This window comes from Pseudoroseicyclus sp. CXY001 (genome assembly GCF_041714655.1).
Classification (GTDB): domain Bacteria; phylum Pseudomonadota; class Alphaproteobacteria; order Rhodobacterales; family Rhodobacteraceae; genus Pseudoroseicyclus_A.
In genome coordinates, this window is record NZ_CP168219.1 from 3,089,009 (window position 1) to 3,109,321 (window position 20,313).

Genomic DNA, 20,313 nt, shown 5'->3' on the forward strand with positions numbered 1-20,313 from the left:
TTGGCCGGGCCTTAGCCGGGCCACCTTGGATCGGCAAAAATTGGCTCAAACCTCATGAACGAGGGGTGTGGGCCAGTGAAAAGTCTTCGCAAGATCACCATCGCCTTCGCGACCTTCGCGGCCGCGCTCGCCATCGGTTTCGTCATGCAGAATGACGACGCGCTCGCAGCCCGGATCGGGAGCGAGGGACCGGCCACGCCTGCCCCTGCGACCGACCCCGTCGCCGCACCCGTGCCGGAGCCCGTCGCCGCCCGCGCCGCCGAGCCCCTGCCCGCCCTCGAGGCCGATCCCCAGCCCCGCCTCGTCTCTGCCCCCCAGACGCCGGAGGCCACCGTGCCGCTCGCCGATGCGGCTGCGCCGCTTCTCATTGCGGGCGCCCTGCCCGAGACGGCGCTGCCGCGCCTGCCGGCCGGCGCTGACGCGCCGGCGCTGGCCCCTCCGGGGCCGCTCCTCATCGCCGCTCTGGGCGCCGCCCCTGCCGGGGCGGCCCTCCTCGCCCAGCCGAGCTGCGATTCGGCCCTCACGGCCACCGCCCTGCCCGGCGCTCTGGTGGCGCTCGACCTTCACGCGCCCTGCGCCGCGAACCGGGGCGTCACGATCCACCACCGGGGCATGATCTTCACCGCCCTCACCGACGCAGCCGGCCGGCTGGACGTAACCGTCCCCGCCCTCTCCGGCGAGGCGGCGTTCATCGCCGAGATCGCGGGCGGCGAGAGCCTCTCGGCCACCGCCGACGTGCCGGATATCGGCGCCTACGACCGCGCCGTCCTGCAGTGGGAGGGCACGACCGGCGTCGAGCTCCATGCGCTCGAATACGGCGCCGGCTATGACGACGCCGGCCATGTCTGGTGGGGCGCGCCGGGCGCGGCCGAGGCGGCGCTGACCGGCGCCGGCGGCTACATGACCGAGCTCGGCACCGAGACGCCCGAGCATGCCTATTTCGCCGAGATCTACACCTTCCCCACCGCCGCTGCGATGCCGGGCGAGGTGGCGCTGTCCGTCGAGGCGGTGATCACGCCCGACAATTGCGGCCAGCCGGTCGCGGCGCAATCGCTGCAGCTCCGCCCCGGCGCCCAGCCGCGGGCCGTGGACCTGACGGTCACCCTGCCCGATTGCAACTCGCTCGGCGAATATCTTGTATTGTCAAACATGCTGGAGGACCTGACACTCGCGGCGCCATGAAGCGCCAGCGACGTCAGATTTCCCTCGGGATGTGGATCCGGGGCGCGGCGCTGGCCGCGCTTCTGCCCTCTGTGGCCTCTGCCGAAGAGGTGACGCTCCGCGAGCCCAGCGGCGGGCTGGAGCTCACCGGAGAGTTCCTCGGCTTCGACGGGCAGAACATCCGCATCGCCGGGCCCTTTGGCGAGATGACGCTGGCCTATGAGGGGATGGAGTGCGAGGGCGCCTGCCCCGATCCAGATACCTGGCTGCCCACCTTGCGCATCTCCGGCCCCGCGCGGCTGGCCGGGCTGATCCTGCCCGCCCTGATCGAGGCCTATGCCCGCGGCCTCGGCGCGCCCCTCGAGCGGCAGGAGGCGGCGGGGCTCGTCACCTACCAGCTCGGCGGCGAGGCCGGGCTGACGCTGGCGCTCCGCGCCACGAGCACGGAGGACGGCTTCGCCGATCTCCTCGCCCATGAGGCCGACATGGCGCTGGCCGACCGGCCGCTGACGCCGATGGAGCTGTCGCTCGCCCGCGACGCCGGGCTCGGGCCCTTGGAGGACGGCGCGCAGCAGCAGGTGCTGGCGCTCGATGCGCTGGTGCCCGTCGTTTCGCCCGGCCGCCAGATGGCGCGGCTGGCGCTGCGCGATCTGGTGCGCATCTATGCGGGCGAGATCACCGAATGGGAGGCGCTCGGCCAGCCGCAGGGGCCGATCAACGCCTATCTGGCGGAGCCCTCCGACGGGCAGGCGCAGCATTTCGAGACGGCCTTCCTGCAGCGCTCCGGCCGGGCGCTTGCCCCGGCGGTGCGCCGGCTCCCCGCCGCCGAGCTCGCGGCGGCGGTGGCGGCCGATCCCTCCGGCCTCGGGCTCCTGCCCTTCGGCGCCACGGATCCGGCTTTGCCGCTCGCCGTCTCCGGCCCCTGCGGCCTGTCGCTGGCGCCGGATGCCGCGCCGATCCGCACCGAGGATTACCCGCTGACCCTGCCGCTGACGCTCACCATGCCGCGGCGGCTCCAGCATCCCCATGTCGCCGCCTTCCTCGCCTGGCTTGCCGAGCCCGAGGCGCAGCTCGTCCTCCGCCGCGCCGGGGTGATCGGGCAGGAGCCGGCGGAGATCCCGGTGGCGGAGCAGGGCGAGCGCTTCCTCGCCGCCATCGGCAATGCGGGGGCGGAGATCGTGCTGAGCGACCTGCGCGACATGGCCGACCTACTCGGCCCGCGCACCCGCCTGTCGCCGACCTTCCGCTTCGGCGAGGGCGGTGTGGCGCTCGACGGCCCGTCCCGCTCGTCGCTCGCCGTGCTGGCGCGGCGGCTGACGGATGGGCGCTATGCGGGGCGGGAGCTGATGTTCATCGGCTTTTCCGACCGGCTCGGCCCGGCCGCGCGCAACCTCGCCCTGTCGGAAGACCGGGCGGCGGCGGTGGAGGCGGCGCTGCTCGCCGCGCTCGGCGGCACGCTCCCCCCCGGCGTCACCCTCGCCCATGCGGGGCTCGGCGAGGCGCTGCCGGTCGCCTGCGACGACACGCTCTGGGGCCGCGAGCGCAACCGGCGGGTGGAGCTATGGCTCCGCTGACTCGTCCTTGAGGATCTGCGCGAGCCCGGCCCGGTAATCGGGGTAGAGCAGCCTGACGCCCAACTCCTCCTTGATCCGCGCGTTGCTGACGCGCTTCGATTCCGCATAGAAGCTCCGCGCCATCTCGCCCATCTCGGCCTCCTCGAACGGCACCGCCGGGGGCGGCTCCATCCCGAGGAGCGTCGCGGCATGGGCGATCACCTCCTGCGGCGGGGCGGGATCATCGTCGCAGACATTGTAGATGCGGCCCGGGGCGGGGGCGGCGATGGAGGCCGCGAGCACCTGGGCGATGTCGTCCACATGGATGCGGCTGAACACCTGGCCGGGCTTCACGATCCGCCGCGCCTTGCCGGAGCGGAGTTTCGCGAACGGCCCCCGCCCCGGCCCGTAGATGCCGGCGAGGCGGAAGATATGCGGCGCGAGGCCCGGCACCGCGGCCCAGGCGGCCTCGGCGGCGACGCGGGCCTCGCCGCGCGCCGTCGCCGGCTCGGCCGGCGTCTCTTCCGTCACCCAGCCGCCGCCGTGATCTCCGTAAACGCCGGTGGTGGAGAGGTAGCCGGCCCAGGCGAGCGCCGGCGCCTTGGCCGCGATCTCAGGCCCGATGGCGCGGAGCACAGGGTCGCCCTCGGCATCCGGCCCGGCGGAGATGAGCAGATGCGTGGCGGCGGCAAGGGCGGGGGCGATGTCCTCCCCCGGCCAGAGCAGCGGCTCGGCACCCGTCTCGGCCACGCGCGCGGCGCCCTCCTCCGACCGGGTCGTGCCGATGACCCGCCAGCCCTCGGGGACGAGCCGGCGGCTGAGCGCGGCGGCGGAATAGCCGTGGCCGAAGACGAGAAGCGTGGTCATGGGCAGGCCCCTTCGCGGAGGTCGGACAGGCTGCGAATCCGGGCACCAGACAGCGAAACGCCCCGCTCCAGAGGCAGGAGCGGGGCGCAATGCTCAACTAGACCGGCCAGAACGACAGCCCCCAAATCGCGGCATAGTCCTTGCGGCCACGCGTACAAAACCCGCCTGTAGCCTTCATTGTCAAGCATTTACTGACAATTTTTTGCTCACCCGCCCGCAGGTGGGGCGGAGGGGACACGCGCGCCGGCCGCGCGGAAGCGCTCCAGCTCGGCATAGGCGTCGAGCGCCTGCCGACGATAGGCGTTGAAATAGCGCCCGGCGCCGGAGTTGGACGCAGCAACGGCACCGCTGCGGAACGCGGCATCCTCCTCCGCCAAGGTGCGGCGGATCGAGGGGTCGCGGCCGCCGGCGGCGGCGACGAGCGCAGCGTCGGTGGCGGGCACACCGCCGGCGACGGCGGCACCCGCATTGCCGCCGAGCGCGGCGATGGCGGCGGCATTCGGCTGCGGATCGGCGCGGTTCTGCCCGCCGGGCGTCGGCGGCGGCAGGGTGGCGACGCGGGGGATGACGAGCGGCGCCGTCGGCAGAACGGAGAACTCGTCGGGCCCGGCGAGCCCGTGATCGAGCTGATGCAGCGTCCGCCCGCCACAGGCGGAGAGGGCCGTCAGCAGCCCCACGATCACAATTGCCCGTCCTGTCAGACGCATAGCCCGCCTATCCCTCGTATTGCCCGAGGGTTCTACCCGCCCCGGCCGCCGCCGTCACCTCGGTTTCTTCTTCGCGGGCGCGTTGCCGGTGAAGAGCACCAGCCCGACAGCGCCCAGGAAGACGCCTATGTCGGCGATATTGAAGGCGAAGGGGTTCTCGATCCCGCAGCAGGACATGTTGAGGAAATCGGCCACCGCGCCGTAGCGCAGCCGGTCGATCACATTGCCCAGCGCCCCGCCGACGAGGAGCCCGGCCGAGATGTTGACGCGCACCCGCGACGGGTCGCGCCAGACCCAGGAGAGGACGAGCGCCGAGATCACCACGGCGAGGCCGATGAGGATCCAGCGCATGTCGAGCCCCGAGAAGAGCCCGAAATTGACGCCCCGGTTCCACGCCATGTGGAAGCTGAGGAACGGCGGGATCACGTCGATCACCAGCGCGTCCTTGAGGCCCATCCATTCGACGACGAGGAATTTCACCGCCTGATCGAGGGCGATGACGAGGGCGGCGATGATCAGGGTCAGCCGCATGTCAGTGCCGGAAATGGCGCATGCCGGTGAAGACCATGGCGAGCCCGGCCTCGTCGGCCGCCGCGATGACCTCGTCGTCGCGCATGGCGCCGCCGGGCTGGATGACACAACTCGCGCCGGCCTCCGCCGCGGCCAGAAGCCCGTCGGCGAAGGGGAAGAACGCGTCGGAGGCGACGGCGGCGCCATGGGTCGGCAGCGCCGTCAGGCCCAGCGCCTCCGCCATGTCGGCGGCCTTGCGGGCGGCGATGCGCGATGAGTCCACGCGGCTCATCTGCCCGGCGCCGATGCCGACGGTCGCCTGCCCCTTGGCATAGACGATGGCGTTCGATTTCACATGCTTGGCGACCCGCCAGGCGAAGAGAAGATCCATCATCTGCTCCTCGGTGGGGGAGAGCTTCGTGACCACCTTCAGGTCCTCCAGCCCCACCGACCCGTTGTCGCGCCCCTGCACGAGGAAGCCGCCGGAGACCTGGCGGAAGGTCATACCCGGGGCCAACGGGTCCGGAAGGCCGCCGGTGGTCAGAAGGCGCAGGTTCTTCTTGGCCGCGAAGACCTCGCGGGCGGCCTCGCTGGCCGACGGCGCGATGACCACCTCGGTGAAGATCTCGGTGATCGCCTCGGCGGTCTCGGCATCGAGCGCGCCGTTCAGCGCCACGATGCCGCCGAAGGCCGAGGTGCGATCGCAGTCGAAGGCGCGGGCATAGGCCTCCTTGAGCGAGGCGCCCCGGGCGACGCCGCAGGGGTTGGCATGCTTGACGATGACGCAGGCGGGGGCATCGCCGCCGAACTCCGCCACCGCCTCGAAGGCGGCATCGGTGTCGTTGATGTTGTTGTAGCTGAGCTCCTTGCCCTGCCACTGTTTCGCGCTCGCCACCCCGGGGCGGGTCGAGCCATCGCGATAGAAGGACGCCGCCTGATGCGGGTTCTCGCCATAGCGGAGCGGCTGGGCCAGTGCGCCGGCGAAGGCGCGGCGGCGCGGGGTGTCCTCGCCGATGGCGCCGGCCATCCAGGTCGAGACGGCGGCGTCGTATTCGGCCGTGCGGGCATAGGCGGTCTGGGCGAGCCGCTTGCGGAAAGCCAGCGTGGTGCCGCCCTCCTCCAGCGCCTCGGTCAGCGCGGCATAATCGGCGAGGTCGGTGACCACCGCCACATCGGCATGGTTCTTCGCCGCGGCGCGGATCATCGCCGGGCCGCCGATGTCGATATTCTCGATCACCTCGTCATAGGCGGCGCCCCGGGCCACCGTCTCGGCGAAGGGGTAGAGATTGACGACGAGGAGGTCGATCATCGGGATGCCGTGCGCCTCCGCCGCCGCCATATGCGCCTCGTCGGAGCGCATCGCCAGAAGCCCGCCATGCACGCGCGGGTGCAGCGTCTTGACCCGGCCGTCCATCATCTCGGGAAAGTCCGTCACCTCGGCCACGTCGCGCACGTCGAGCCCCGCCTCGCGGAGCGCCGCCGCCGTGCCGCCGGTGGAGAGAAGCTCCACCCCCTTCGCGGCCAGCGCGCGGCCGAGCTCGATCAGGCCGGTCTTGTCGGAGACGGAAAGGAGGGCGCGGGTAACAGGACGGGTGTCGCTCAAGGGGGCCTCGGCTCGTTGGGTCAGTCGTCTTCGGGCGCCGCATCGCGGGCGAGGAGGTCGCGGAGCGAATCCGGCGTCTCCTGGGCCTTGGCGAGCGACCAGCGGATGCGCGTCGCATATGTCATCGCCCGGCCGGTTAAAACCACCTGCGAGGTGGCGCGGGGCCGCAGGCGCCCGGATTCGAGGTAGACCGAGGGCTCGAGCCGCAGTTCGGCATCGCCGGAATGGCGGAACAGCCAGACCTCGCCGGAGCGCAGCGTCAGCGACACCGCCGTGCCGCCCATGTCGAGCGCGGGCTCGACATCGGGATGCAGGTGAAAGCGGATCGCCACGGGGATGCCCTGCAACGCCTGGTCGTCCATCGCCCGGTCGAAGCGGCGCTTGTCGGCGTCGGAGAGCGTCGTCAGCAGATCCTCCCCGAAGAGCGAGCGGCCGTCGTAGCTGAGGTCGAGGATGCGGGCATGGGTCAGCCCATGCGTCATCTGCCAGCCGTTGTGGCCGGTATTGATGCGGCTGCGGTCGCCCATGTCCTCCAGCTCGGCCGGCACCTTGTCGGGCCCGTCCTCCAGCACCTCGCGGCCGGTGAGGGCTCCGGTGCCCTCGACGAGCCGCGCGGACGACCAGCCCTCGATGACCAAGGTGGAATGGCTGGGCGTGGCGCGGCCGGCGCGGCGCCAGTCGGGGCCGAAGCTGGTGCCCGGCCCGCAATTGACGATCAGCGGCCGGCGGCCGGAGGTGAGCTCGAGCGCGAGGGTCGAGGCATGGGCCTCCGCCCCCGCGGCGCCGGTGGGGGGCGGGGCGGCATCGACGATCAGCGTCGTGCGCCCCGCGGCGAGGCGGGCGTATCCCATGGCCAGCCCGTCCCGGCGCCCCCGTACCCCGGCCGTCGCCAGCGCCTGGTCGAGCCGCCCCTCGAGCCCCCGCCCGCCGCCGTGAAAGCGCGCCAGCCCCCCGTCGGCATGGCGGAGCGCGCGGAGCGTCGGCGCGATGCGGGCGATGGCCTCGGTGAGCTCGGCGGGGGCCGGCGTTTCCGCCTCCGCCAGCGCCTCGGTGGCCCAGACGAGCAGCGTGAAGAGCTCCAGAAGCTCCTCGGGATTGCGCGAGGGGATCTCGCCGCCCGCGCCGATCTCGGCCCGGCACTCCTTCGCGAGGGCGGCGATGGCCGGGCGGGCGAGCTCGGTCAGTCCCTCGAGCGACAGGGCGGCATGGATGAGCCCGGTCAGCGCCTCGATGCGCGGCAGTCCGGGGGCGGCGCTCTTCCAGCGGCGGGCGAGAAAGCGCGTCTGCCGCGAGAGCGAGGCATAGAAGAGCTCCGCCGCCGCCTTGTCCTGCCCGCGCAGGAGCAAGAGCGCATGGTTGATCCAGCGGATCAGCCGCCGCCCGGCGAGGTCGGGCCGCCAGCCGGGGCCGATCCCGTGGCCGTAGCGGGCGATCCATTCCCAGACCCAGGTCTGCGCCGCCGCGCGGGCCTTGCGGTCGCCGAGCGCCGCGAGGTCATCGAGCCAGGCGCTGCCGTGGATGTCGCTGGCGAAGGCGCCGTCGCCGCTCTCGGCCACATCCCAGATGGAGGCCTCGGGCGCGGTGCTGATCTGCCCGGCGAAGAGGAAATTGCCGGCGAGGAGCTGCCGCCCCCGCGCCACGAGCCCGATGGTGCGCGGCTCGGGGGAGGAGGTGAAGCCGGTGGCGGCGGCGCCCTGCCCGGCACGCCAGGCATGCGCCCGGTCGACGAGCCGCCTGCCCCGCCCTGCCGAATTCGGTCTCCGTGCCATCCCGCCGCTCACAAAATGGCGCCCCCTCGGGCCCCTTGCCCTCTTGGCCGCATCCTAGGCGCCCGCCCTGGCCAAGTCACGCCGCCGGGGCCGCGAGGGGCCGCAAAGGGGGCGCGAGGCGGGGCGCGGCTGCATCAATCGGCGGCGGCCGGGGCGAGAAGCGCCATGTAGAAGCCGTCCATCCCGCCTTCCGCCGCCCAGAGATCAGGCGCGAGGCGGAGGCCGCCCTCGGCGCTCCGCCAGCCCGGCTCGATCCAGGGCGCCTCGAGCGGCAGGGCTCTAAGGCCCGGGTGGCGCCTGAGCGCGGCGGAGACCTGCGCCTCCCCCTCCTCGGGCAGGAGCGAGCAGGTGCAGTAAAGAAGCCGCCCGCCGGGGGCGAGCATCCCGAGCGCCCGATCGAGCAGCGCCTCCTGAAGGGCGACGAGCGGCGCGAGGCTCGCGGCGCTCTTGGCATGGGGCAGGTCGGGGTGGCGGCGGATGGTGCCGGTGGCCGAACAGGGCGCGTCGAGGAGGATCGCCTCGAACGGCCCGCCCTCCCAGTCGAGCGCATCGGCAATGACCACCTCGGCGGCGAGCCCGATGCGGGCGAGGTTCTCCCGCAGGCGCCCCGCGCGCGCCTCCGAGATGTCGAGCGCCGTCACCTCCGCCCCCATCGCCGCCAGTTGCAGGGTCTTGCCCCCGGGCGCGGCGCAGAGGTCGAGCACCTTGGCGCCGGGCGCCGGGGCGAGGAGGCGCGCAGGCAGGGCGGCGGCGGCATCCTGCACCCAGAAGGCGCCGCCCTCATAGCCCGGCAGGGCGGAGACCTGCACCGGTCCGGCGAGCCGCACCGATCCGGTGGGCAAAAGCACCCCGCCCGTCGCCTCCGCCAGCGCCGCCGGGTCGCCCTTGGCGGTGAGGTCGATCGGCGCACCGGCCTCATGCGCGGCCTCCATCGCCGCCACGCGCGCGGCGCCGTAGCGCTTGACCAGCGGCTTCCTCAGCCAGCCGGGCAGGCGCGGCACGGGCTGGGCGGCCCAGGCCTCCGGCGCGCCCTCCGCCAGCTTGCGGAGGACGGCATTGACCATCCCCTTGAACCCGGCGGTCTTCTTGCCCGCCCCGGCGAGCGCCACGAGATCGCTGACGACCCCATGCGCGGCCCCGCCCGAGGCGAGCTCGACCGTGCCGAGCCGCAGGAGGTTGAGCACCGCCATCGGGGGCCGCTTTTCCATATGCGGCGCCAGCAGCCGGTCGGCGCGGGGCAGGCCGCGGAGCACCTCGCCCGCCAGCCGCGCCGCGCGGGCCCGGTCCTCGGGGGAGAGCGGCGCGAGGATGCGCTCCTCCACCTCGGCGATCAGCCGCCCCTCTCCGAGGACGGCCGAAAGCAGCGCCAGCGCCGCCCGCCGCGGCGCCTGGCTCTGGGCCTCCTGCGCGTCCGGCCGCCCGGCGCGCTGCCGGTGGTCCCGCTGCCCGTGGTCCCGCTGCCCTTGTCTCTGATGCCTGGCCATGAAACTCTCCTGACCGCGCCCCCTAGCACCGCCCGGAGCCGAAGCCCATGGCCGAGACGACGCCTTCCCGCGACCTTCCCCCCGCCGCTCAGCGCGCCCTCGCCGAGGCCGAGGCCCGCCGCAAGGCCGCCCCACAGGCGCCGCTCCCGAAGGAATACGGCGGCCGCGAGGGGCCGGAGCCGGTGCGCTACGGCGATTACGAGAAGAAGGGGCTGGCGGTCGATTTCTGACCGCCGGACGGTGGGTTACAACCCACCCCACCCCCTTCATCTGGCCATAAATATCGCCGGGGGTCCGGGGGGCTGGCCCCCCGGCCTCTCCACCAAGCCCGCCCTCAGCCCCTCTTCCGATAGCTCTCGCGGCTGGCCGCATGGATCGGCCAGGGCTGCACCTCTGCCCCGAGCCGCATCTGCCGGTGGCGCTCGACCACCGGCTTCTCCGACACCGGATCCTCGCCCCAGAGAAGCTCCACCCGGCTCCCCGGGCTCGCAAACTCCGGCTCCACCACGGCGAGGGAGATCCAGGCGCTCTCGTTGACCGTGTAGGTCGGATAGGTGGAGAAGCCGATGCGCCGGCCCTCGCCACCCAGCACCGCGTCGAAGGGATGGGCGGCGTAATGGCCCGTCGGCATCTCCATGAGCTTGGGCTTGGGGTCGGGGCCCATGAGGCCGGCGAAGATCTCCAGCACCCCGTCGCGGTCCCAGACCAGCGTGATTTTCTGCCTGTGGGGGCCTTCGGCCATCTTCTCCAGCGCCGCGCGGCCGATGAAGTCATGGTCGAACTTCACGACGCGGCCATAGTCGAAATCCCAGGGGGTGACGTAGTAATCGCGGATGTCGTCCGACTGGAAGGAGCCGCCGATCGACGCCACGCCCTCGAAGCTCGCCGCCGGCAGCCATTCCCGATAGGCGCGCGTCGCCTCGCCCTCGTAGATCGCCGGCACCGGCGAGGGGATCCAGCCCGATTCCGCCGCGACCGACGAATAGGCCCGCGCGCCCGCCTGCCGCAGCCCGTGGGAAGCGCCCGCCTTCAGGATTGCCGCCTTCACCGCCGGGCCGTCCTCGGCCGGGCCCCAGAACTCCAGCCCCTCGGCGCCGCCCATGCCGTGGCTGAGCGTCCGCGCCCGGCAGCCGGCGATGGTGATCTCGCCCATCTGGAAGAACTTGGTGACCAACGGCCCGCCCTCGTTCAGCTCTTCCAGCAGCGCCATCGCCTTCGGCCCCTGCAGCTCGTAGCGATAGGTCTTGCGCGGCGCGTCGGGCGCGTCGATCCGCCGCTCGTCGCGCTCGACGGTCACGTCGTAGCCGCCGGTTTCGGCATGGAACTGCACCCAGTTGGGCAGGTTCGGGCGGCCGACGATGTTCACCTCGTCCTCCCCCAGCCCGAAGAGGATGCAATCGCCGATGAGGAAGCCTTCCTCGTTGACGCAGACGATCTGCTTGGCCTTGTTCGGCCCGAAGCCCTTGAAGGAATTGACGGCGAGATCGGAGAGGAGCCGCATGACATCCGGCCCGCGGACGTAGAGATCCGTCATGTGGACCGACTGGTCGAAGAGCACGACGCCCTCGCGCCAGGCCCGCTGCTCCTCCATCCAGTTGGAGAACTCGGCCGGGATCGGGTAGACGTATTTCCCCACCGGGGAATTTTGCAGCATCCGCGCGGGGTTGCCGCCCCATTCGGCTATCTTGTCTTCCAGGCTCTTCACGTCGTCCTCCCTCTCAGTCTCGCCGCCAGCCGCTCGGCCAGCGGCGCCTCCGGCGCCACCTCCGCCGCGCCCTGCCGGGCCTGCACCTCGGCGATGGCCTGCGCCAGCGCGCCGGTCAGGCCGAGCTCGGCGATGGTCACAGCGCTCTCGCGCATCTCGGCGGCGCGGCGGGCGCCGTGGCGGAGCGTGCGCTCGAACTGGTAATCCGCGATCTCGGGGAAGCCGAGGCCGGGGTAGCTCTTGGCCAGCGAGGTCAGGATCTCGTCCGTGCAGCCGGAGGCCTCGGCGGCGAGCAGCGTCTCGACGGTGATCGCCTCCAGCCCTTTCACGAAGAGCGAGCGGACCATCTTGATGGCGGTGGCCTGCCCCGGCTCGGCCCCGGCGCTCCGCCACTCGAAGCCGAGCCGCGTCAGCTCCGCTTCCGGCGCATCACCCGCCACCAGCACCGGCGTGCGGTGGCCGCGCGGGTGAACGGGGGCCATGACCGCCATGTCGAGGTAGCCGGCGCCCCGCGCCTCGACCAGTGCCTGCGATGCGCGCTTGCGGCCGGGCGAGACGGAATTGATGTCGATGACGAGCTGGCCGGGGGCGAGGTGCCTGGCCTGCGCTTCGAGTGCCGCAAGACTCTGGTCCGCCGTCACGGCGGAGAAGAGCCACTCCGCCGCCGCCAGCCCCTCGCGGGTCACCGGGGTCACGCCCGCCGCCGCCATCGCCTCCGCCCGGTCCGCGACGTCGAACCCGAGGAACTCCGACCCCGGGTCGGCCGCCCTCAGGCTCTCGGCAAAGGCCCCGGCCGCCTCGCCGAAGCCGAGGAAGCCGAGCCGCGTCATTGGATCATCGTATCCGGCAGGATCAGCGCGATCTGGGGGAAGGCCACGATCAGCGCCGTGCAGACGAGCATGGCCAGCCAGAAGGGCATCACGCCGCGGAAGATCGTCCCCAATGGCACGGAGGGCGCGACCGACTTCACGATGAAGACGTTGACCCCCACCGGCGGCGAGATCAGCCCCATCTCCAGCACCAGCACCACCAGCACGCCGAAGAGGATCGGGTCGATCCCGAGCGCGGTGATGACGGGGAAGTAGATGGGCATCGTCAGCACCAGCATGGCAAAGCCTTCGAGGAAGCAGCCGAGGATCAGGTAGCTGAGGAGGATCAGCCCCAGCACCACCACCGGCGCCACCTGCAACCCTTCGAGGAAGGTCCCGACCAGCTCGGGGATGTGGCTGAGCGCGAGGAAGGGGTTGATGAGCGAGGCGGCGATGAGGATCAGCATGACCGTCGCCGTCGTCACCACGGAGTCGCGGCAGGCGCGCCAGAGCGCGGCGAGCGTGAGCTTTCGCTCGATGATGCCGCCGAGAATGACGAGGCCGGCGCCCACCGCCGCCGCCTCCACCGGCGAGAAGATGCCGCCGTAGATGCCGCCGATGGTCAGAAGGATGACGAGAAGGATCGGCCCGGCGCCGAGGAGCTTGCGGCCCTTCTCGCGCATCGACGTGCGCGGCCCCGCCGGCCCGAGCTTCGGCCAGATGTAGCAAAGGAGCGTGATCGTCACGACGAAGAGCGCCAGCAGCAGGAGCCCCGGCAGGACGCCGGCGAGGAAGAGCCGCCCGATGCTCTCCTGCGCGAGGATCGCGTAGATCACGAAGCCGGTGGAGGGCGGGATGAGGATGCCGAGCGTCCCCCCCGCCGCCACGGCCCCGGTCGAGAGCGAGGGCGCGTAATCGAAGCGGTCCATCTCCTTCAGGCTCACCTTGCCCATCGTCAGGGCCGAGGCGACGGAGGAGCCGGACAGCGCCGCGAAGCCGCCGCAGCCGAGGATCGTCGCCGAGGCGAGCCCGCCGCGGATCTGGCCGATCACCGCATAGGCGGCGTCGTAAAGCCGGCGCGACATGCCCGTCTCGCTCGCCACGTTCCCCATGAGGATGAAGAGCGGCACGACCACGAGCTCCGCCTTCGAGGCCATGGTGAAGGCCTCGGTCGACAGCGTCGAAAGCGCAGCGTTCCACGAGTTCAGGATCCAGACCCCGGCAAAGCCGACGACGGCCATGGCCACGGCCACCGGGATGCGCAGGATCAGAAGGACGAAGAGAAGGGCGATGCCGACAAGGCCGAGGAGTTCTGGGCTCATTCAGGCGCTCCGTTGGAAGGCGCTCCGCCGGAGGAGATTCCGTCAGTCGCGCCTTCATGGCCGGGCCGCGGCCCGCCGAGGCTGAGTTCGACCATCCGCAGAGCCATGCCGAAGGCGGTGATCGCCGAGAAGGCCATGATCGCCCATTGGAACCACCACTTGGGCAGGTCGATGATGTTGGTCTTGAGGTTCAGCATCTGGCTGAGCTGCGAGCTGTCCCACATCGTCCAGGCGATGCCTCCGAAGAAGAGGATGCCGAGCGCCGCCGCCACGATGTCTCCCCCCCGGTTCAGCCAGTCGGGGAAGTTGCGCTCGAAGATGTCGACGGAGACATGGCCGCCCAGCCGGTCGCAGAGCGCCATGCCGCCGAAGACGAGCACCGCAAGGCCCATCGTCGAGATGTCCTGCGCGCCGGTGAGGGGGGCGCCGAAATAGCGCCCCACCACGTCGATCAGAATGACCACCAGAAGCACGATGAGGGCGAGCGCCCCGATCATCGCGGCAAGGTGGATCAGCCCGTCCGCCAGTTTCCGCAAAGCGGCGAGCATGTCCGGCTCACTCGCCCTGCATCGCCGCGAGGATGTCATCGGCGCCGAGCTCGGCGACGACGGCATCCGTGACCGGCAGCGTCAGCTCGGCAAAGGCCGCGGCCTCTTCGTCGGTGAGCTCCACGATGGCGTTGTCGCCGGTCGCCGCGATGCTTTCCAGCACGCGGTCATTGGCGGCATACCAGCCGGTTTCGGCACTTTCGGAGAGGACGCGCCCGGAGTTGGCGTCGATGGCGGCCTGCATCTCGGCGGGGAGCCCGTCATAGACCCCCTGGTTCATGACGAGATAGAAGGTGATCCGCCCGAGCGGCGCGTTCAGCGTGTAGCTGTTCGCCACCTCGTCGAGCCGGAAGTCGCCCACGGCAGAGGCGCCGGTGACGATGCCGTCGATCAGCCCGGTGTCGAGCGCGTTGTACATCTCGCCGGCCGGCATCTGCACGGGAATGCCGCCCAGCGCCTCGATGATGTCACCCGCCACGGCGCCGGAGACGCGGATCTTCAGACCCTCGACATCGGCGGGCGAGCGGATCTCGTGATCCTTCATGATGAAGATGTTGGGCTCGGAGGTCCAAAGCGCCAGCGGCCGGGTCTGCGGATATTCCTCCATGAGGAAACCGGCGTCGATCGCGTCCCAGATCGCCTCGTAGCCGGGGCGGTCCTCGGTGACGACGCCGGGCAGCTCGGCGATCATCGTGCGGGGGAACTGGCTCGAGGTATAGCCCTGCAGGCCCCAGACAATATCGGCCACGCCCTGCACGACGCGGACATATTGCTCCAGCGGGCCGGCGCCGAGCTCGCCGCCCGGATAGACGTCGATGGTCAGCTCGCCGCCGGTGGCCTCCGACACGCCGTTGACCAGCGGCTCGACCGTCGAGGCGGTGAGCGTGTGCTGCGGCGGCACCCAATGGGCAAGTTTGAGAGTTTCGGCAGCGGCCGGGCCGGCCAGCGCCAGAGCAGCCGTGCCGGCCGCGAGGGTCTTCATCAGCATAGTTTCCTCCCTTGGTGTCCCGCGCGCTCCTCCACGCGAGTTCGGCCCATCATGGGCCTATTCGGGGCGAAGGCAATTCTCTGCCTCCGCCCCAAGTCTTCTCCTAGCTGCGGCTCCGCCAGCTATCGGCGTAGTTGGTGCGGGCCTCGCTCGAATAGGGCGTCGGCGAGACGCGGACGCGGATCTCCGTCTGCTCGTGCTTCTCGGTGGAGGTCTTGCCGGTGGTCTCCGGCTCGCCCCACTTCATCGTCAGCACGTCGCCGACCTCGACCGACTGGTCGACCACGCCGAGCGACAGAAGGCAGCGCTCGTTGTAGGAATAGCCGTTGAACATCGACATGCCGACCATCTTGCCGGCCTCGTTCAGCACCATGTCGGCGCTGGTGGAGGCGTAGTTCGGCTGCGGGAAGTCGATCCACTTGAAGGGCGTGCCCTTCTCGAAGGCCGAGGCGATGACCTTCAGCACATCGTCGCGGTTCCACTCGAAGGTGACCTTCTTGCGGTTGGAGGGCGAGCCCTTCATCGCGGTCAGGGCCTCCTTGCCGACGAAATCGTCCTTCTTCCAGCCGATGTAGAAGTCGTAGCCGAGCTCGAACGGGTTGACGTAGTAATCCTCGATATTGTCGGAGACGAAGCTGCCGCCGATGGCGCCGCCGGCCTCGTAGGCATCGGCGCCGAGCCACTGGCGATACTCGGCGAGCATGCCGTCGCCGGTGTAGATGCCGGGCAGCGGGCTCGGAATCCAACCCGATTCCAGCGTGTTGGTCGAATAGGCGCGGGAGCCGCAGCGCACGAGGTCGACCTTCGCCTCCTTCGCGGCCTCGAGGATGGCGTTGAGGACGTAGGACTTGTCCTCATAGGGCCCCCAGATCTCCAGCCCCGGCGCGCCCGACATGCCGTGACGCAGCGCCTGCACCTTGCGGGAGCCGACGTTGATCCAGTCGACATGGAAGAACTTGATGTCCGGGATCGGGCCGCCGTTCATCTTCTCGAAGATCTTCGGCGCGTCGGGGCCCTGGATCTGGTAGCGGTAATGGGTGCGCAGCACGCGCTCGCCCTCGGGGCGGCTGGGGCTGCGGGGGTCATGCTTGATGCGCACGTTCCACTTGCCGTAGGCGGCGCAGAATTGCAGCCAGTTGGAGGTCGGCGCGCGGCCGACGAGGATGTATTTCTGCTCGTGCTCGCGGAAGATGATGTGATCGCCGATCACATGGCCGGCCGGGGTGACGGGCACGAAGTGCTTGGCGCGGTTCAGGTCGAAATTCGCGAAGGAATTGATGCCGTGGTAGGAGAGGAACTCCGTCGCCTGCGGCCCCTCGACGATCAGCTCGTCCATGTGGTGCGACTGGTCGAAGAGCACGGCGGTCTCGCGCCAGGCGCGCTGCTCATCCCGCCAGTTGACGAATTCCGGCGCCACGACCGGATAGACATACATGCCGATCTTCGAGTTGCGGAGCACGTCGACGACGTTGCCCTTCTCGTCGATGACATCCTGAAGCGAGTTGGCGGCCATCTTGTCCTCCCTGGGAAATGTATACATTCGCCGTCATAGCTGGCGTGATTCCGGCCCTATGGCAAGCGTCTCCTCCGCCGCAGCGCAGCGACGGGACGGGCGGGGCGCTCAGTCGATGACCAGCGCGAGCGCGGGCGAGAGCGGCGCGCCGGGCGCCTTGTTGCGGATCAGGTGATCGAGGTTGCGCCGGGCGAGCCGGGCATGTTCGCGGGCGATGGCCTCGGCCCGGGCGCCCTCGCGGGCGGCGATGGCCTCGTGCAGGGCGCGGTGCTGCGCCTGGGCATGGGCGAGCGAGCGCTCGAAATCGGCATGGGCCGTCTCGTCGGGCAGGAAGGCGGAGGGGCTGGCGAAGGGCAGCGTCTTGGTCCGCTCCAGCTCGCGGGCGAGGATCTCGCTGCCGGGCAGGTGCTGGAGCGCCGCATGGAAGGCGCCGTTCAACGCCGAATAGCGTTCGAAATCGACGGTTGCGCCCTGAAAGCAGCCGTCGAGCTCGGCGGTCAGCACGGCAAGGCGGGCGAGCCGCTCCTCCGGTACGCCGCGCTCGGCGGCGAGCCGGGCGGCGGTGCCCTCGAGCACGCCGCGCAGCTCGATGGCGTCGATGACATCGGCCACGGTGAAGGCCCGCACGAGAAAGCCCCCGCCCCGGGCGCGCTCCAGGAGCCCCTCCTCCGCCAGACGCGACATGGCGGCGCGGAGCGGCGTGCGGGAGATGCGCATCTCCTCCGCCAGCGGCACCTCGAAGAGCCGCGTGCCCCCGGGCAGCACCCCGCCGAGGATCCTCTCGCGCAGCGCGATCAGCGCCCGCCCCTCCTGATTGTCCTTCGGCTGCGCGGCCATGGCTCTCCTCACGATCATGTATACAATATCGGCCATTCTCCGCCGGGCAAGCCCTCGGCGGATGGACGCGTAGGGTGGGTTTGCAACCCACCACCCGGCCGCCACACCTCCCGCCCTCGCCGCGCAGGGCGAGCGCCGGCCCGGGGGGTGGCGCTCCTGACCGCGCCGCATCGCGCTTTATGGTGCCGCAAGCCTCCCCGCTCATCGTCATGCCTGTCCTCACCGGAGCGCCGACCCGCGGGACGGGCCGGCGCTCGCCCTGCGCCGTTCCGGCGCGTACCGGGCGGGGGCACAGCAAAACCGTCGGCCTCCCCAGGCGACAGTCCGTAGGGCGGGCTTCAGCCCGCCACCCGCCCGCGCCCCCGCCGCCGGTAGACAGGCCCCCCGCGAGCCCTTACATCCCTCGCGAACCGCCAGCTCCCGCGAGGTCCCATGGCCAATCATCTTTACCAGGGCGACCTGCCGGACGGGCTCGACCTCGGCCCCGTCGTCGCCATCGATTGCGAGACCATGGGCCTCAACCCCCATCGCGACCGGCTCTGCCTCATCCAGATGTCGGGCGGCGACGGGGAATGCCACCTGATCCAGGTCGCCCCCGGCCAGACCTCTGCCCCGAACCTCGTGAAGCTGCTGCAGGACCCCCAAGTCCTCAAGCTCTTCCACTTCGGCCGGTTCGACATCGCGGCGCTCCAGCATGCCTTCGGCGCGCGGACGGCCCCCGTCTACTGCACCAAGATCGCCTCCAAGCTCGTGCGCACCTTCACGGATCGGCACGGGCTCAAGGTGCTCCTGCAGGAGATGCTCGGCATCGACATCTCCAAGCACCAGCAGCAGAGCGACTGGGGCGCGCCTGAGCTGACGCCCGCGCAGCTCGACTATGCCGCCTCCGACGTTCTCTACCTGCACCGGCTCAAGGAGGTGCTCGACGGGCTTCTCGCCCGCGAGGGCCGCACCGCGCTGGCCAAGGCCGCCTTCGACTTCCTGCCCGCCCGCGCCGAGCTCGACCTCGCCGGCTGGCCGGAGATCGACATCTTCGCGCACTAGCCGATGGCCCGCCGCGACATCCGCCCCGCGGCCGACAATCTCTACTCCATCTTCGTCTCCTGGTCGAAGATCGCCCTGCCGCTGATCGCGCTGGGGCTCCTGTCGACGCTCTTCCTCTTCACCCGCCACGAGGCGCCGGGGGAGGTGCCCTTCGCCGAGGTCGAGAAGATCGCCCGCGAGCAGCGGGTGGCGAGCCCCTCCTATGCCGGGGTGGCGCAGGATGGCTCGGCCATCGCCATCGCCGCAGACGAGATCCGCCCCGACACCGGGGGGGAGGAGGCCTTCACCATTCTCCGCCCCCGCGCCCAGGTGGACGCCGCCGACGGCACGGGGCTGACCATCACCGCCGGCACCGGGCGGCTCGACCTCACGGCCCGCCGCGCCGAGCTCACCGGCCTCGCCCGGCTGACCACCACCAACGGCTACCGGATGGAGACGGAGGGTGTCACCGCCGACCTCGCCACGGGGCAGATCGAGAGCCTCGGGCGGCTCGCCGTGCAGGCGCCCTTCGGCATGATCGAGGCGGGGGCGCTGAGCTGGGGCGGGCGCGGCGCCGGCAAACTTGTGTTCTCCGGCGGCGTCCGCCTGCTATATGATCCCGCCCAACAGGGAGCCTCCGACCCATGATCCGCCGCCTCGCCCTCCTCCTCGCCCTCGTCATCGCCGCACCCGCGGCCGCGCAATCCACCTTCGATCTCGGCCGGATCGAGGTGGACCCGGACGCCGAGGTCGAGGTCACCGCCGATGCGCTGGACATCAGCCAGGAGGACGGCGCCGCCGTCTTTTCCGGCAATGTCACCGTCACCCAGGGCGAGATGGCGATCACCGCCGGCGCGGTGCGCGTCACCTACAGCGAGGAGAGCGGCGAGATCACCGCCCTCTCCCTTTCCGGCGGCGTCACCTTCGTGACCCCGGAAGAGGCGGCGGAGGCCGATGCGGCGGAATATGACCTTGCGGCCCAGCGCCTGACGCTGACCGGCGGCGTGCTGATCCAGCAGGGGCCGAGCGCCATCGGCGCGGAAAGCGCCGTCATCGATCTCGCCGCCGGCACCGCCCGGCTCGAGGGCCGCGTGCGCACGGTGATCGGGGGCGACTGATGGCGGACCTTCAGCTCACCGAGGGCGAGGCCGGGCTCCGCGTCATCTCTCTCCGCAAGAGCTACCGCAAGCGGCCGGTGATCCGCGACGTCTCGCTCACGGTGCACCGGGGCGAGGTGGCGGCGCTCCTCGGCCCCAACGGCTCGGGCAAGACCACCTGCTTTTATGCCATCGCCGGCCTGGTGCTGCCGGAGGGCGGGCAGGTGATCCTCGACGGGCGCGACGTCTCGGCCCTGCCGATGTACCGCCGCGCCCAGCTCGGCATCGGCTACCTGCCGCAGGAGATGAGCATCTTCCGTGGCCTCTCCGTCGAGAACAACATCCTCGCGATTCTCGAAATCGCAGAGCCCGACCCCCATGCCCGCCGCGAGCGGCTGGAGGAGCTTCTGACCGAGTTCTCGATCACCCACCTGCGCCGCACCCCGGCGCTGGCGCTTTCCGGCGGCGAGCGGCGGCGGGCGGAGATCGCCCGCTGTCTCGCCGCCGATCCGGCCTATGTGCTGCTCGACGAGCCCTTCGCCGGGGTGGACCCGATCGCCGTCGGCGAGATTCGCGAGCTGGTCTCGCAGCTCAAGACCCGGGGGCTCGGCGTGCTCATCACCGACCATAACGTTCGCGAGACGCTCGAGATCGTCGACCGGGCCTACATACTCCACGACGGCCGCGTCCTGATGAGCGGCAGCCCGGCAGAGGTGGTGCGCGACGAGAACGTGCGCCGCGTTTACCTGGGGCAAACCTTCAAGGTCGGCTGACGGGGGCGTGGCATCGGCGCCGCTTGACATCCCCTGCCGAAATA

Annotated in this window: 20 protein-coding genes; 7 read left to right on the plus strand and 13 right to left on the minus strand. The window is 71.1% G+C overall.

Annotated elements, in window-relative coordinates:
• The first annotated feature begins 75 nt into the window (after window positions 1-75).
• Both ACAZ03_RS15080 and ACAZ03_RS15085 read left to right on the plus strand, forming a co-directional pair.
• Window positions 76-1,182 (plus strand): translocase, encoded by a 1,107-nt coding sequence (locus ACAZ03_RS15080; protein WP_373354882.1) that lies wholly within the window; start codon window positions 76-78, stop codon window positions 1,180-1,182.
• Window positions 1,179-2,735, plus strand: coding sequence for a substrate-binding domain-containing protein (locus tag ACAZ03_RS15085; RefSeq protein ID WP_373354884.1), 1,557 nt, complete (start codon window positions 1,179-1,181; stop codon window positions 2,733-2,735). The genes ACAZ03_RS15080 and ACAZ03_RS15085 overlap by 4 nt, the downstream gene beginning before the upstream one ends.
• Here ACAZ03_RS15085 and ACAZ03_RS15090 read toward each other — a convergent pair.
• The 6 genes from ACAZ03_RS15090 to ACAZ03_RS15115 form a co-directional block, all read right to left on the minus strand.
• A complete protein-coding gene (locus ACAZ03_RS15090) occupies window positions 2,721-3,581 on the minus strand; it encodes an SDR family oxidoreductase (protein ID WP_373354886.1) in 861 nt (286 codons plus the stop codon). The two genes, ACAZ03_RS15085 and ACAZ03_RS15090, sit on opposite strands and share 15 nt — an antisense overlap.
• Before the next feature lie 206 nt (window positions 3,582-3,787).
• Window positions 3,788-4,288, minus strand: coding sequence for a DUF3035 domain-containing protein (locus tag ACAZ03_RS15095; protein WP_373354888.1), 501 nt, complete (start codon window positions 4,286-4,288; stop codon window positions 3,788-3,790).
• Between the two features lie 54 nt (window positions 4,289-4,342).
• Entirely contained in the window at window positions 4,343-4,819 is a 477-nt protein-coding gene (lspA, locus tag ACAZ03_RS15100) for a signal peptidase II (protein WP_373354889.1), read from the minus strand.
• Window position 4,820: 1 nt separating this feature from the next.
• The gene (gene purH, locus ACAZ03_RS15105) at window positions 4,821-6,401 is read right to left on the minus strand and encodes a bifunctional phosphoribosylaminoimidazolecarboxamide formyltransferase/IMP cyclohydrolase (RefSeq protein WP_373354891.1); all 1,581 of its coding nucleotides are present in this window, start codon (window positions 6,399-6,401) and stop codon (window positions 4,821-4,823) included.
• 20 nt (window positions 6,402-6,421) lie between these two features.
• Window positions 6,422-8,170: a heparinase II/III family protein gene (locus ACAZ03_RS15110; protein WP_373354893.1), complete on the minus strand. Its 1,749-nt coding sequence runs from the start codon at window positions 8,168-8,170 to the stop codon at window positions 6,422-6,424.
• Window positions 8,171-8,304: 134 nt separating this feature from the next.
• A complete protein-coding gene (locus tag ACAZ03_RS15115; RefSeq protein WP_373354895.1) occupies window positions 8,305-9,654 on the minus strand; it encodes an RsmB/NOP family class I SAM-dependent RNA methyltransferase in 1,350 nt (449 codons plus the stop codon).
• A gap of 47 nt (window positions 9,655-9,701) precedes the next feature.
• On the opposite strand from ACAZ03_RS15115, the gene ACAZ03_RS15120 reads away from it, so the two are divergent.
• On the plus strand, window positions 9,702-9,884 hold the full coding sequence (locus ACAZ03_RS15120; protein ID WP_373354897.1) for a DUF1674 domain-containing protein: 183 nt from the start codon (window positions 9,702-9,704) through the stop codon (window positions 9,882-9,884).
• A gap of 104 nt (window positions 9,885-9,988) precedes the next feature.
• On the opposite strand, the gene ACAZ03_RS15125 is transcribed toward ACAZ03_RS15120, so the two are convergent.
• The 7 genes from ACAZ03_RS15125 to ACAZ03_RS15155 all read right to left on the minus strand — a co-directional run bounded on the left by ACAZ03_RS15125 (window position 9,989) and on the right by ACAZ03_RS15155 (window position 17,412).
• Window positions 9,989-11,359: an aminomethyl transferase family protein gene (locus ACAZ03_RS15125; protein WP_373354899.1), complete on the minus strand. Its 1,371-nt coding sequence runs from the start codon at window positions 11,357-11,359 to the stop codon at window positions 9,989-9,991.
• On the minus strand, window positions 11,356-12,189 hold the full coding sequence (locus tag ACAZ03_RS15130) for a DUF1932 domain-containing protein (RefSeq protein ID WP_373354900.1): 834 nt from the start codon (window positions 12,187-12,189) through the stop codon (window positions 11,356-11,358). The genes ACAZ03_RS15125 and ACAZ03_RS15130 overlap by 4 nt, the downstream gene beginning before the upstream one ends.
• Window positions 12,186-13,490 carry a TRAP transporter large permease gene (locus ACAZ03_RS15135; protein ID WP_373354901.1) on the minus strand — a complete coding sequence of 435 codons (1,305 nt, stop codon included), beginning with the start codon at window positions 13,488-13,490 and terminating at the stop codon, window positions 12,186-12,188. Before ACAZ03_RS15135 ends, ACAZ03_RS15130 begins: the two co-directional genes overlap by 4 nt.
• Window positions 13,487-14,038 (minus strand): TRAP transporter small permease, encoded by a 552-nt coding sequence (locus ACAZ03_RS15140; protein ID WP_373354903.1) that lies wholly within the window; start codon window positions 14,036-14,038, stop codon window positions 13,487-13,489. Before ACAZ03_RS15140 ends, ACAZ03_RS15135 begins: the two co-directional genes overlap by 4 nt.
• A 7-nt stretch (window positions 14,039-14,045) precedes the next feature.
• Entirely contained in the window at window positions 14,046-15,026 is a 981-nt protein-coding gene (locus ACAZ03_RS15145; RefSeq protein ID WP_373354905.1) for a TRAP transporter substrate-binding protein, read from the minus strand.
• Between the two features lie 103 nt (window positions 15,027-15,129).
• Window positions 15,130-16,566 carry an aminomethyl transferase family protein gene (locus tag ACAZ03_RS15150; RefSeq protein ID WP_373354907.1) on the minus strand — a complete coding sequence of 479 codons (1,437 nt, stop codon included), beginning with the start codon at window positions 16,564-16,566 and terminating at the stop codon, window positions 15,130-15,132.
• 81 nt (window positions 16,567-16,647) lie between these two features.
• Window positions 16,648-17,412 (minus strand): GntR family transcriptional regulator, encoded by a 765-nt coding sequence (locus tag ACAZ03_RS15155; RefSeq protein WP_373354908.1) that lies wholly within the window; start codon window positions 17,410-17,412, stop codon window positions 16,648-16,650.
• Between the two features lie 396 nt (window positions 17,413-17,808).
• Here ACAZ03_RS15155 and ACAZ03_RS15160 point away from each other — a divergent pair, with 396 nt between their 5' ends.
• From ACAZ03_RS15160 to lptB, 4 genes are read left to right on the plus strand one after another with little or no spacing between them, the layout of a single operon-like run.
• Window positions 17,809-18,420, plus strand: a complete 612-nt coding sequence (locus tag ACAZ03_RS15160) for a ribonuclease D (protein ID WP_373354909.1) — start codon at window positions 17,809-17,811, stop codon at window positions 18,418-18,420.
• Window positions 18,421-18,423: 3 nt separating this feature from the next.
• The gene (locus ACAZ03_RS15165; RefSeq protein ID WP_373354910.1) at window positions 18,424-19,047 is read left to right on the plus strand and encodes a hypothetical protein; all 624 of its coding nucleotides are present in this window, start codon (window positions 18,424-18,426) and stop codon (window positions 19,045-19,047) included.
• Window positions 19,044-19,517, plus strand: coding sequence for an LptA/OstA family protein (locus ACAZ03_RS15170; RefSeq protein WP_373354911.1), 474 nt, complete (start codon window positions 19,044-19,046; stop codon window positions 19,515-19,517). The genes ACAZ03_RS15165 and ACAZ03_RS15170 overlap by 4 nt, the downstream gene beginning before the upstream one ends.
• Window positions 19,517-20,269: an LPS export ABC transporter ATP-binding protein gene (lptB, locus tag ACAZ03_RS15175; RefSeq protein WP_373354913.1), complete on the plus strand. Its 753-nt coding sequence runs from the start codon at window positions 19,517-19,519 to the stop codon at window positions 20,267-20,269. Before ACAZ03_RS15170 ends, lptB begins: the two co-directional genes overlap by 1 nt.
• The last annotated feature ends 44 nt before the right edge of the window (window positions 20,270-20,313 follow it).